11 protein-coding genes and 1 pseudogene are annotated in these 11,899 nt (G+C 57.8%); 4 read left to right on the forward strand and 8 right to left on the reverse strand.

Annotated elements, in window-relative coordinates:
- Positions 1-13: 13 nt before the first annotated feature.
- Together C4Q26_RS24155 and C4Q26_RS24160 are read left to right on the forward strand one after the other, a co-directional pair.
- Complete coding sequence (locus tag C4Q26_RS24155) at positions 14-1,198, forward strand: acetyl-CoA C-acyltransferase (protein WP_104883741.1); 1,185 nt, start codon at positions 14-16, stop codon at positions 1,196-1,198.
- Complete coding sequence (locus C4Q26_RS24160; protein ID WP_104883742.1) at positions 1,198-1,968, forward strand: SDR family NAD(P)-dependent oxidoreductase; 771 nt, start codon at positions 1,198-1,200, stop codon at positions 1,966-1,968. Before C4Q26_RS24155 ends, C4Q26_RS24160 begins: the two co-directional genes overlap by 1 nt.
- A 70-nt stretch (positions 1,969-2,038) precedes the next feature.
- Here C4Q26_RS24160 and C4Q26_RS24165 read toward each other — a convergent pair whose 3' ends face one another.
- The 8 genes and pseudogenes from C4Q26_RS24165 to C4Q26_RS24200 form a co-directional block, all read right to left on the reverse strand.
- Positions 2,039-2,839, reverse strand: a complete 801-nt coding sequence (locus C4Q26_RS24165) for an SDR family NAD(P)-dependent oxidoreductase (protein WP_104883743.1) — start codon at positions 2,837-2,839, stop codon at positions 2,039-2,041.
- Between the two features lie 40 nt (positions 2,840-2,879).
- The gene (locus C4Q26_RS24170) at positions 2,880-4,067 is read right to left on the reverse strand and encodes an AraC family transcriptional regulator (protein ID WP_158664914.1); all 1,188 of its coding nucleotides are present in this window, start codon (positions 4,065-4,067) and stop codon (positions 2,880-2,882) included.
- Positions 4,068-4,618: 551 nt separating this feature from the next.
- The gene (locus C4Q26_RS28920; protein WP_371919611.1) at positions 4,619-5,323 is read right to left on the reverse strand and encodes a methyl-accepting chemotaxis protein; all 705 of its coding nucleotides are present in this window, start codon (positions 5,321-5,323) and stop codon (positions 4,619-4,621) included.
- A gap of 201 nt (positions 5,324-5,524) precedes the next feature.
- Positions 5,525-6,760: pseudogene (locus C4Q26_RS28925) on the reverse strand (cache domain-containing protein); the annotation flags it as partial.
- Between the two features lie 33 nt (positions 6,761-6,793).
- The gene (locus C4Q26_RS24185; protein ID WP_104883747.1) at positions 6,794-7,321 is read right to left on the reverse strand and encodes an NAD(P)-binding domain-containing protein; all 528 of its coding nucleotides are present in this window, start codon (positions 7,319-7,321) and stop codon (positions 6,794-6,796) included.
- Between the two features lie 24 nt (positions 7,322-7,345).
- Entirely contained in the window at positions 7,346-8,227 is an 882-nt protein-coding gene (locus C4Q26_RS24190) for an NAD(P)-dependent oxidoreductase (protein ID WP_104883748.1), read from the reverse strand.
- Positions 8,228-8,317: 90 nt separating this feature from the next.
- Positions 8,318-9,187, reverse strand: coding sequence for a phytanoyl-CoA dioxygenase family protein (locus C4Q26_RS24195; protein ID WP_104883749.1), 870 nt, complete (start codon positions 9,185-9,187; stop codon positions 8,318-8,320).
- 76 nt (positions 9,188-9,263) lie between these two features.
- Complete coding sequence (locus C4Q26_RS24200) at positions 9,264-10,250, reverse strand: aminotransferase class IV (protein WP_104883750.1); 987 nt, start codon at positions 10,248-10,250, stop codon at positions 9,264-9,266.
- A 319-nt stretch (positions 10,251-10,569) separates the two neighbouring features.
- Between C4Q26_RS24200 and C4Q26_RS24205 the strand changes: the two genes are divergently transcribed.
- Positions 10,570-11,457, forward strand: a complete 888-nt coding sequence (locus C4Q26_RS24205; protein WP_104883751.1) for an NAD(P)-dependent oxidoreductase — start codon at positions 10,570-10,572, stop codon at positions 11,455-11,457.
- A gap of 212 nt (positions 11,458-11,669) precedes the next feature.
- Positions 11,670-11,894, forward strand: coding sequence for a hypothetical protein (locus tag C4Q26_RS24210; protein WP_104883752.1), 225 nt, complete (start codon positions 11,670-11,672; stop codon positions 11,892-11,894).
- The last annotated feature ends 5 nt before the right edge of the window (positions 11,895-11,899 follow it).

Below are 11,899 nucleotides of genomic sequence, written 5' to 3' on the forward strand. Positions count from 1 at the left end.
AGGAGATCTGATCATGTCGGACGCTGTCATTCTTTCAACTGCCCGAACCCCCATCGCCAAGGCGTTCAAGGGCTCTTTCAATAGTCTCAAGTCTCCCAGCATGGCGTCGTTTGCCATTGCGGCTGCCGTAGAGCGGGCAGGGGTCGAACCCGGTGAAATCGAAGACTTGGTGATGGGCACCGCCATGCCTAGTGGTACCGCAGGCTGGAATCTGGGGCGCATGAGCGCATTGGCCGCCGGCTTGCCATTGAGTGTGGCCGGGCAAACTATTGATCGCCAATGCGCTTCGGGCCTGATGGCGATCGCGACCGCGGCCAAACAGATCATTCACGATGGCATGCGGGTGGTCATCGGTGCGGGCCAGGAAAATATCAGCGCCGTGCAATCCAGAAACATGGAGTGGGCGTTCGCTGAACGCGATCCTCGCGTCGAGAAGCATGTCGCTCATGCCTACATGCCCATGTTGCAAACCGCTGAGAGGGTTGCGCAACGTTACGGCATCAGTCGCGACAGTCAGGATGCCTATGCGCTGCAGTCGCAGCAACGGGTCGCCGCAGCGCAGCGCGCCGGCCTGTTCGCCGACGAGATCATTTCGGTGAGCGCTACCAGGACATTTGTCGACAAGATCACGGGCGTTGTCAGCCTTGAGCCCGTCACGCTCAATCTGGACGAAGGTAACCGCCCCAGTACCCGGCTCGAGGACCTGGGTAATCTCAAAGCGGTGGTTGAGGGCGGGAGCATCACAGCCGGCAATGCCAGCCAGTTGTCTGACGGCGCCAGTGCCTGCGTGCTGATGGACGGCCGCTTGGCTGAGCGCCGCAACCTTGAACCCTTGGGTCTGTATCGAGGCATCACCGTGGCCGGGCTCGCACCTGAAGAAATGGGTATCGGGCCTGTGCTGGCCGTGCCCAGGTTGCTCAGGCAGCATGGGCTGCGAGTGGAAGATATCGGCCTGTGGGAGGTGAACGAAGCGTTCGCTTGCCAGGTGATTTATTGCCGGGACAAGCTGGGCATCCCCAACGAACGATTGAATGTCAACGGTGGTGCCATTGCTATTGGCCATCCTTATGGCATGAGTGGTGCCCGAATGGTGGGCCATGCGTTATTGGAAGGGCAACGGCGAGGCGTCAAGTACGTCGTGATTACCATGTGTGTGGGCGGCGGCATGGGTGCCGCTGGCCTGTTCGAGGTGTTGTGATGAGTAACCTGTTTTCATTGCAAGGAAAAGTGGTGCTGGTCACGGGGGCTTCCAGCGGTTTGGGCGCGCACTTCGCGCAAGTGGTCAGCTGTGCCGGTGCAAAAGTGGTGCTTGCCGCACGGCGAGAGGAGCGTTTGCACACGTTGGCCGAGCAGTTGCGCGCTCAAGGCGGCGAGGTGATTGCGGTGGCTCTGGATGTCACCTCGCGGGCGAGTGTCGAGGCTGCCTTCGATCGGGCTGAGCAAGCGTTCGGTGTGGTCGATGTGGTCATCAACAATGCCGGTGTAGGAGGCGCGGTCAAAGCGTTGGACGTCAGCGAGCAGGAGTGGAGCACCATGATCTCCACCAATCTCGACGGTGTCTGGCGGGTGGCCCAATGTGCGGCTCAGCGCCTGGCCAAGGCAGGTCGGGGCGGCAGCATCGTCAACATCGCATCTATCCTTGGCGAGCGTGTGGGCACGGGCTTGAGCCACTACTGCGCGGCCAAGGCCGGGGTGTTGCAGTTGACCAAGGCACTGGCACTGGAATTCGCGCGGTATGACATCAGGGTCAACGCCATTGCCCCTGGGTATTTCCAGACTGAAATGAACGACAGCTACTTCGCTTCAGAGAAAGGCCAGGCGTATATCAAGGCGGCGGTGCCGATGCGCAAGCTTGGGCAACTGGAGCAACTGGATGGCCCGTTGCTATTGCTTGCTAGCGCTGCGGGCAGCTTCATGACGGGGGCGACGTTGGCGGTGGATGGAGGGCATCTGGTCAGCTCGCTGTAACCCCTCGCAGTGGTTTGGGCCGCAACGCGGCCCATCGCCAGCTGACGATGCAAGGCGCAGCCTTGCTAGGTCAGACCGAATAGCGCGAAAGGGTTTCACCACCATCGATGCGTACCAGGGCGCCATGGATATAGCTGGAGCGCTCCGAGGCCAGGAACACAGCCAGGTCGGCGACGTCATTGATTTCACCCCAGCGCTTGAGCGGAATGGTTTCGGCGAAGTCATCGACATACCCAGGTTGTTCCATCAGGGCACGGGTTAATGCGGTCTTGGCATACGTTGGGCAGATGCCATTGACGCGAATGCCTTCGTGACCGTATTCAATGGCCAGGCATCGGGTCATGTTGGCCTGTGCAGCCTTGGAGATGTTGTATACCGACTGCCAGGGGTGGCCCTGTAAGCCCGCTGTGGAGACCAAGTTGATGATGTTGCCGCCGCCACCTTGTTGCAGGAAGGCTCTGACAGCTGCTTGGGCTCCGAAGAACGTGCCCTTGACGTTGACGTTCAGGCACAGGTCCAGGTCCGCCTCGGCAAACTCGTGAATGAGTTTGCCATCGCGATAGACACCGGCGTTATTGATCATGATGTCGATGCGCCCGAATCGACGGGTAGCGGCGTCGACGAGGGCTGTCAGGTCTTCGCTACGGGTCACATCGCAACGCTGGTAAAGCGCCTGGCCGCCACGCGCGATAATCAGCTCGGCAGTAGTCAATTCAGGCTGTTTGTCGAAGCCGTCAGGATTGCTGGCCTCCTGAATGTCACCAACCACCAGACATGAGCCTTCCTCAGCCAGTTTCAGCGCAATACCGCGCCCAAGTCCGGTGCTTGCCCCAGTGATCACAACGACCTTCCCAGCCAGTTTCATATCCATCAAAAGCCATCCTCGTTTCTGAAGTACCAATAACGGTGCGTTACAAGCTCGCGCCTAACCCAACGGCGTTTGAAAGCCCTAAGCCCACACCGGTCTTACCTTGCCCAAACCGTGAGGCATGCTTGCCTGCGTTGTTGAGCACGCGGTATTCGCGTGGTGAGCGCCCGGTCCAGCGTTTGAAGGCATGGCGAAAGTTCGCCGCATCGCTGTAGTTGAGTTGTTCTGAAATCGCCTCGGTCGTCATGGGCGTGTTGAGCAAGTAGCGAATGGCCAACTTCTTGCGTACTTCCACCAGCAGCGAGTTATAGGAGGTGCCTAAGGCATCGAGGCGTCGGCGCAGCGTGCGAGGCGACAGGTGCAACTGGTCGGCGATTTCGGACAGTGATGCGATGCATGGGCCGGAACTGAGCAACAGATTCTGGACTTGGTAGCTGATGTCGTATTTCTGGACGATTTCACTCAGTTGCGACTGACAGTTGGCTTTGCAACTGGCGTGAGTGATGGTGTTGGACTGTGGCAGCTTGTTATCGAGCCAATGCGGTGAAAACCGAATGGCGGTGCGCTCGCAGTTGAAACGTACCTCCACACCGAGACTTTCCCGAATGGTCGTTTGCTGGTCAGATGCGGCATCAATGCCCAGGTCAATGCCCTCGCAGCTGAAGTCGCGCCCCAGGATGTCATGAAGCAGCGTTAGCAGCTTTGACACTTCCAGGTAATACCAGAAGGCATTCTCAGGGCTGATCAAGCCGTACTGATCACTGAGCTCAAGCAGGGCCACGCCATTCTCGACGCTCAACTGCAGGCCCATCTTCAGATTGATCAGCAGCCCGAACTGCCGTGCGGTTTCCAGAGCTTCGCGCAAGGTGGCACTGCTGAGCATGGCGAAACCGACAATGCCGTATGAGGTCAGGTGCAGACGCTTGCCGACCTGCAGGCTCAGTAGTGGGTTACTGGCCTTGAGATTGAACGCGGCATGAATCCGCGATTGCTGATTGAGCGAAATCCTGGTCTGCGGGTTGCTTAGGTCAGAAAGCGTCATGGAGCCTGCTGCCAGGCACTCATTCACCAAGTATTCATCCGCATTCACCAAGCTGGCTGCCGCCAGGATCTCCGCGGTGGAAAAAACCTTGTCGTCCAATGTGATAGGTGTCGTTTCGATCAGTCCCATTGTACTGCCCTCACTGATGTAACCAAGCAAAGATGACGGCGTTAAATCGCGCTGGCGCAACGCATCGCTCGCATGGATTTATTCGAGATAACCGGGGGTGGTGTGGGCAGTTTGGGAAGGTCCAATAGCGGCAGGGGATCGTACTGTGACACCAGGCCAATGACGCTGGACTGAAAGAAACCGTTTGAAACGGACGTCACCGGGCTGAGGGCCAACACGGTGACGCTGTGGGTCTTTGACCTCATTTTTTTCTCCTGCCCTCGGGGCTATCACGCAGTCCCCTGTTTTTGTTGGTCTATCAGGTAGGAATTGAATTTGGATCAAACCCGGAAATCGCTTTCGCAATTACTAGGTCATGTGACTGATTAAATACGGTCGACCGACCTAGGTCAAGTGACAGATGAATGTCAGTGCGCATAATTTCGATAAAAGGAAGAAGAGAAGAATGCCCAGTCACGCGTAGTGCTGTGCATTTAGGTGGTATCCATACGATCCTGGGGCCGCTGTGCGGCCCATCGTGGGCAAGCCCGCTCCTACAGGACCCTTGCAAGGCCCATGAATCCGGGCCATCCGTGCGGGCTGCAAAGCAGCTCTAAGTGAATAACATGGCCCTATACGCGGAACTGTTGCGTCTTCTGGGTGAGATCGATGGCCAGGCCATCCAGGCTTTCACTGAGTTGAGAGGACTCCCTACCGCCTTTACCGAGGGTAAGGCTCAGGTCGCGGATGGCATTGACGTTGGTATTGATCTCTTCAGCAACCGCACTTTGTTCCTCCGTGGCGGTGGCTATCTGTACATTCATTTCATTGATAGAGCCAACGGCGGTGCTGATCGCGCGCAGAGACTCGACCGCACGGCGTACCTCTTCCACACCTTGGGTAGTCAGCCCCTGGCTGCTATGCATTGCACTGACAACGGTGCGGGTATTGTCTTGCAGCAGTTCGATCACGTGTTGGCTTTCAATCACCGACTCCTGAGTTCGTCGCGCAAGTGTCCGCACCTCATCGGCCACCACGGCAAAACCGCGGCCTGCCTCTCCTGCACGGGCAGCTTCAATGGCTGCGTTCAAGGCCAGCAGGTTTGTCTGTTCAGCGATGCTTCGAATCACATCCAGCACATCGCTGATTTTCGCGCTGCTCAAGGCGAGGCTCTCGACTAGAAGCATGCTGTCGTTCATTTCCGAGGCCAAGGTTTCAATAACCTGGGTGGCGCGGCCCACTTCGCTGCGTGCCCGGCTTGCCGCCTGATCAGTGTCATACGCGGCTTGCGCGGCTGACGCAGTGCTACGTGCGACCTCATGGGCCGTCGCGGCCATTTCATTGGAGGCGGTGGCCACCTGGTCGACTTCGCTTGCCTGTTGCAGCAACTGTTCGTGCGAATGAGTCGCCAGGTGGGAGGCTTGTCTTGCGGCATGTTGGGTTTGCAGCGAAGTTTGCTGAATGTCTCGGATGATCGGTTGCAGCTTGTCAAGAAAACGGTTGAACCAACCGGCCAGCAAGCCCAGCTCGTCCTGTTGCGAGTAACTGATGCGTTGAGTGAGATCGCCGTCGCCAACCGCAATGTCTTGGATCCGCTGGGTGATCGAATGGAGCGGCGCCAACGCGCTGCGAATACTCCATGCGATCAAGATCAACCCGATGAAGGCCAACAACCCTCCTAGTAATACGACATTCAGCGTTGCGGCCTGGCGTTGCTCGGTCAATATCGTGGTCAACGTACGGGCAGGTAACATCAATACTTTCCAGGGCACATCGATATTCACCGCCCATGCCGCATTGCCTGGTATAGGATTGAAAGGTACGAGCAACTGGTAATGCTCGCCTCGCCGTGTCGCTTGGGGTTGGGGCGGAAGCTGAGCAGCACTGTAGGTCTTGCCTGTGCCTGGCCATATGTCAGCGCTGTTTTTGCCGCTGGCGTGCGCATCATCGCTTTTTGCTGCGACTACGCCGGTATTGCTGATAATGCTGACTACAACGTTTGCACCATACAGTCCGCCAGCTAGTTCCTGGCTCTGCTTCTGAAGATCGGAAATGTTGATATCGACGACGGTCATGCCAATGACGTTTCCAGCGTCCAGCAGAGGAATGGCCATTGAGATGACGGTCACGGACTGGCCGTTCAGAATATCCTGGTAGGGAGAGGTCAGGCATTGCGCACGCGTCTTCAGCGCACAGGTATACCAGTAGTTGTACGGAGTACCGCTGGCGTCGGGGGTGGTGCGGGTAAACAGCTCTTCCGGATAGACGGCGTATTGCGGTTGGGACGGATCGACCTGGGACCAGTAGCTTGAAAAACGCCCGCTGTCATTGCCGCCGAGTTCGTCCATGCCGATGAATGCGCCATCGTTGCCACCGAGCCGGCCAGGCTCAAATGTGACGAACAGGCCGAGCATTTCGGGGTGCGCGGCCAGCGCTCTATGACTTTGCTCGATGATCTCCTTGCGTACCTCATGTTCCTGCGCACGGCCCGTGGATATCTGAGAGCGCAAGGCCAGCAACTGTCTGTTGAACTCTTGCCCGAATAACAACGCGTCACTGAATTTTTTCTCAATCAGCTGGCGTTGTACGGCGCCGCTAGTGGTCAGTTGGAGGCGCGCACTCTCTTCCAGTAGCGCGCTGCTGCGTTGTTCGGCCATTTGATCGGTTCGATTCATTTGATAGAGGTTGGCCGCGATCACCGCGGCCAGACAGAGCAACAGGCAGAGCCCTGTCAAGAAAACGATTTTCAGTTTGATCGACAGGTTCATATGCATGGATCACCGTCAGCAGGTAGGGAAGAGGCGGGGTCAGCCCTTCAGGGTTGCGCCACAATCGTTGCCCAGATAAGTCAGCCTGACGCCCAGTGTCCTGCACAGTGTCTGAAGCTTCTGATAAGCCTTCAGAGAGCCAGAGCAGAGCAGTTCGCAGTCATGTTGGCCTATCGCATCGGCCTGGCTGTTGAGGCTGACTTCGAGGTAGTCGATCTGTTCGCTGCGGGTCCATTCGCCCATCGACCGGGCCGATGCGGCGGGGCGTGTCTGCGCGGTGTTGAAGCTGATGAGCGCCTTGCCGTGCAGGCCAAAGGTTGCTTCAGGGCTGCACAAGCGTGCATTCATCAACAGTTGATCGGGAAAACAGGTGATCACGACATCGCTGCTGTCGATCGCCTGCTCCAGGTTGCGCAGCAGTTTGAAACCTTCACAAGGCGCTACTTGATTGCCGCGTAGCGGGTCCAGCCCGGCTACTTCGAATCCGTGTCTGGAAAGCGTCCGGGCAATGTTGCTGCCGAAGTGGTCGAGGCCGATGACGGCAATACGCTTGTGTGAGGTGCTCATGGGGGAATCCTGGAGATTATCGACTCACGGCTGCATGGCTTTGAACAGCGATGCAATATCCAATTCGCCCATGCCAGCGGCCTGGGCCAGCCTGCAGTAGGTCAGATAGGCGTCGGTGCTGGCGTGGGGGGCGTTTGCACCTTGCAGTGCCTCGAGCACCACTTCCTGGCCTGCGACATGCACATCGACCGACGCTTGCTCGCCGCTGTAGTTGCTGGCTGCGATACGGTCGGCGGCAGTGTTGATGCCGTCTACCAGCATGTCGCTCATGATCGGCGACAGGGCCTTGAAATCCTGAATTGAAATGCCAGCGCATGAAGCGAGTACAGCCCCTTCCAGCCAGGCAGCAAAGGCGCCGAAGTAGAAGGCGTAGAGCGCAAGGTAGGCCGGGGTGCAGGCGGTCGGATCGCTGCCCAGAAACTTCGAGTTGCCTGCCAGCCGTTTCAGGATGTGTTCATGGCTGTGGTAGGCGTCGCTGTTGCCCGAATAGAGGATGGTGGTGTGTTGACCGCCGATGTCCTTGGGGTAGCACATGATGCCGGCGTCGATGTAAAACCCATTGCGGTGTTCCACCAAGCTGGCGATGCGCTGCACATCGTCCACTGTACCGGTGCTCATGTTGACGATAGTTTTGCCGTGCATGTCCAGCAACGGGTCCAGGCGGCTCAATACGTCCTCTGAAGCGGCTTTGTCGATCATGCAAATGATGATCAGGTTGCTTGCCTCGATCGCTTCGTTGGCGCTGCGGACGAGGCTGGCTCCTTCCTGGACCAAGGTCGTCGCGCGCTCAGGACTGCGATTCCAGATGGTTACAGCATGCCCGGATTGCAACAGGGTGCGGGCGAGTACACCGCCCATGGCACCCAGGCCCAGGACGCTGACGGAAGACTTACCAGACGTTGACATGCGCAGTCCTCAAGACTGTAAGACATTGAAAGGTGAGCGCCACGCGCCGACATCAAGAAGATCAGTGCGTGGCGGCAAGAGGTGTAGGTATCAGCGAGGAGGGTTGAGGCCGATGTAGTCGGCAATTTCCTCGTAGTTGACTTGCCACAGACCCGGCAGGCCGTAGAGGTCGGCGGTAAAGGAGCGGAAGCCGAGGATCTGCTGCACGCGCGGTGACAGGGTGCGGACCAGTTCCATATCGACTACGAAAGGGTAGGCTTCCTCAGGGACCAGCCAGCCGAGGTTGAAGGTAAAGGCCACCGCACGGCGGTATTGGTCTGTGGTTATGTTGGCGCCACCGCCGTGGGCGATCTTGCCAGTGAAAAACAGAGCGTCACCGGGTTCAAGTTCCGCGGGGACCGTCATTTCCGGCGTGCCGCGATCATTGTAGTCGGGCCAGTACTGGCTACCAGGAATGATGCGCGTCGCGCCATTTTCTTCAGTGCAGGGGCTCAGTGCGATCAGGAAGTTGCAGATGACGTCCGGGGCTTTGATGCCCATCTCCTTGAACGCCATGTAGTTTTCGAAATCACGGTGCAGCGGTTGGGCTTTGCTGCCCGGGCCGATCTCGATGACTTGCGCGGTCCCCATCCAGTAGGTATCGCACCAGGGGCTCAGAATGGCGTGTGCCAACTGATGAACCTTGTCGTGATCGATGATTTCTTCGCGGAATGTCTTGCTGTGGGTGACCAGGTTGGTCAAGCGTTTGGTATTGGCCCCGTGAAAATCCTGGGCACCTTCGTTGGTCTTGGACGAGCCTGCGGGAATCTTGTCCAGTTCAGGTTGTATTTCCGTGTTGAAGCGAGTGACCTGATCGAGCGTGAGCATGCCTTTGATGATGACCCCGGCATCCTCTTTGAGGATTTTCAGGACTTCTTCTTTCGGGGTGTCGAGAGTGATTTTCTTGAATGCACTGGTCATGACGGAAACCTGTTGAGTATGAGAAGTGATGGGACGGGGCGATGCCGAACAGCGGCTATCGCACCCGGCCGACCGACTAGACGTTGGCGGGTACGCTGTAATCCACCGCAGTCCCGAGCCAGCCATCCCAGCGTTTGGTCCAGTAAAGATTGTGCAGTTGGGTCGTCAGCGCGCCTGGGCCCGCATGGCCGCCCAGTACGGTGTCATCGACGCTGTTGATCGGCATGATCCCGCCGGCAGTAGAGGTGAGGAAGGCTTCGTCGGCATTGATCAACTGTTCGACATGGACACGCTCGACATGGATCGGCATGCCGACATCCTTCGCCAACTCCAGTGTGGTCTTGCGTGTGATGCCTTCTAGGCAGCCGGAGTCCGGCGTGTACAACACCCCGTCCTTGATCAGGAAAATATTGGAGCCTGGGGCTTCGGTCAGATAGCCATTGGCATCACAGAGCACCGACCATTCCTTGTTGGCGGCCTTGGCTTCGAACAACGACAGCTTGAGGTCCATCCAGTGGAAGTTTTTTGCGGTTGGGTCGACGGCTTCGGGTGGGATGCGAATGTATTGCGTGCTGACCAGCAGATCGATGCCGCGCGAGCGCTGTTCATCGTTGGAAAGAAAGACGTAGGGCACGACAAAGGCGTAGAAGCGGTTTTCGAAGGACTGGGGGTTGATCCGGTCTCCACCGACGCGCATGAGCCCACGTGTCACAGCCCACCAGACGTACGCTTCCTTGGCGCCCGCCTGTTTGATCAGGTTGGTGAGGATCTCGGTGGTTTGCGCTTTGCTGTAGGGGTTGGTCAGTTGGAACTTGGCGCAGGCACTCTCGAAGCGCGCAAGGTGGTCTTCCAGGCGAAACAGATAGCCCTTGCTGACGCTGACAACGTCGTAGCAGGCATCGGCCTGGGTAAAGCCCAAGTCTCTCATCGGGATCGCTGCGTTGTCCAAATCCACATAGGTGCCATTGATGAAGGCCGAGCCGTGACCATATTTCGGCTCGTAGGCGACGCGGAGATGGCCCGGGTCGTTCAACATGATGTGTTGTGCCTGGATGATGCTCATCGGTCACTCTCTTAATAGCGAGTTGAGGCCCAAGTTGAGATGGGAGCCGCGCAACGCGCAGGGCCCTTCAGCTGTGTTGCCGGTGAGCCCATGGTAGGGCGGCCATGACGCCATCAAACAGGTGTGCCGGGGCCAAATTTCGACGTCTACGCGGCCACCCTACAACGTGACAGAACCAGGTGCCGGGTATGCCAGCTCGCTGTCCTGCCAGGATGCTTTGTTGGCCATAAATCACCTTTTTCGCTGAGCGACCGATGCCTAGAGTTCCTGGGCAACGCGGCAGAGGCCGTCGACTGTTCATCAGCGAGAAGGAAGTGGCATGAAAGATTCAATGCACTCAACAGCAACGTTCATTGGTCTTGGCCAGATGGGCGCGGCATTGGTCCCGCCTTTTATCGATGCCGGGCTGCAGATCACCGTGTGGAATCGCTCGGCATCCAAGGCTGACGCGTTGGTTGCCATGGGTGCGAAGGCGGCTTGCGACTTTGCCGCTGCGATCCGCGCGTCTGACCTCATCATCGTTTGCCTCGCGGACTACGCCACCAGCGATGCACTGTTTCATCGCGATGAAATCACGCCGCTTCTCAAGGGCAAGACGGTTGTGCAGTTGACCACTGGCGATGGCAAAGAGGCCGAGCAGGGGGCTCGCTGGGCGGCAGAAGTCGGGGCCGACTATCTGGATGGCGCGATCATGGATTACCCGACCAAGGTCGGCGGCCCCGAATGCCTGCTGTTGGTCTCGGGTGACAGTGCCGTGTGGGCCAGGTGCGAGGCGCAAATGAAACTGCTGGGAGGGCGGATGACGTATGTCGGTAGCAAACCTTCGTCGGCCAACTTGCTCGATGGCAGTCTATTGACGATGTACTACGGCAATACTTTCGCGTTGATGCAGAGTGCGGCGATGCTGTTGGCCGAGCAGGTCGATATCAAGGACTTCGAAACAGCCTTGAATGCCTTCAGGCCCGTGATAGACAGCACTTGGAAACGCACCATTGAAGCCATCGAACAGCAGGACTATTCAGGCAATGAAGCCTCTATTCATGTGCATTCGCTAGGTGTGCAGTCGTTGCTCAAACGGGCTAAGGATTCGGGCGTGGAACACCGCTTGCTGCAGCTGTTTTCAGCGTACGTCGACAAGACGGCTGCGCAAGGTCACGAGGCCGATGAGTTACCGGCAGTCTTTGAAGTATTCCGCCGCCCGAGTTGAACGATACCGTCCAGCGGCTGGCCGGCAGGGAGGGGCGCGATGGCCGTAAAAATGTCCCCTTTGCACCTGTTTGGCAGGGTTGCCAGGCTCATAATCGAAGCGTCACGGATGGCGTGGAAGTGACTGGACAGGTCGCGAATGCAGGGATGCTGACACACACAATAAGAACGATTTTCCAGACATCCTGCCCTCTACCGCTTCAGGAGCAGTTCATGCGTGATGCATCCAGCCTTCATCTTCCCGGCGAACATGCCTTTCTGATCGATGAGACGATCGGCGACCTCGACCTTGACCTGGTCAAAAGCCTGATCGCCTTGACCTCTGACGAAAACCTCAAAGACGAAACCAGTTTGCCGACTGGCTCGATCATCCTGACGGCCGTGGGCTGGTTTGTTGCCGGTGTTGTCCTTTGGGCCCTTGTGGGCTTTTCCATCTGATAGAG

It is taken from the genome of Pseudomonas sp. SWI44, from assembly GCF_002947915.1.
Taxonomy (GTDB): domain Bacteria; phylum Pseudomonadota; class Gammaproteobacteria; order Pseudomonadales; family Pseudomonadaceae; genus Aquipseudomonas; species Aquipseudomonas taiwanensis.

Bases quoted from the DNA above. Each gene is read 5' to 3' on its own strand.
- C4Q26_RS24155 (WP_104883741.1), top strand. From the start codon at position 14: ATGTCGGACGCTGTCATTCTTTCAACTGCCCGAACCCCCATCGCCAAG.
- C4Q26_RS24160 (WP_104883742.1), top strand. From the start codon at position 1,198: ATGAGTAACCTGTTTTCATTGCAAGGAAAAGTGGTGCTGGTCACGGGG.
- C4Q26_RS24165 (WP_104883743.1), bottom strand. From the start codon at position 2,839: ATGGATATGAAACTGGCTGGGAAGGTCGTTGTGATCACTGGGGCAAGC.
- C4Q26_RS28920 (WP_371919611.1), bottom strand. From the start codon at position 5,323: ATGGCCGCGACGGCCCATGAGGTCGCACGTAGCACTGCGTCAGCCGCG.
- C4Q26_RS24185 (WP_104883747.1), bottom strand. From the start codon at position 7,321: ATGAGCACCTCACACAAGCGTATTGCCGTCATCGGCCTCGACCACTTC.
- C4Q26_RS24190 (WP_104883748.1), bottom strand. From the start codon at position 8,227: ATGTCAACGTCTGGTAAGTCTTCCGTCAGCGTCCTGGGCCTGGGTGCC.
- C4Q26_RS24195 (WP_104883749.1), bottom strand. From the start codon at position 9,187: ATGACCAGTGCATTCAAGAAAATCACTCTCGACACCCCGAAAGAAGAA.
- C4Q26_RS24200 (WP_104883750.1), bottom strand. From the start codon at position 10,250: ATGAGCATCATCCAGGCACAACACATCATGTTGAACGACCCGGGCCAT.
- C4Q26_RS24205 (WP_104883751.1), top strand. From the start codon at position 10,570: ATGAAAGATTCAATGCACTCAACAGCAACGTTCATTGGTCTTGGCCAG.
- C4Q26_RS24210 (WP_104883752.1), top strand. From the start codon at position 11,670: ATGCGTGATGCATCCAGCCTTCATCTTCCCGGCGAACATGCCTTTCTG.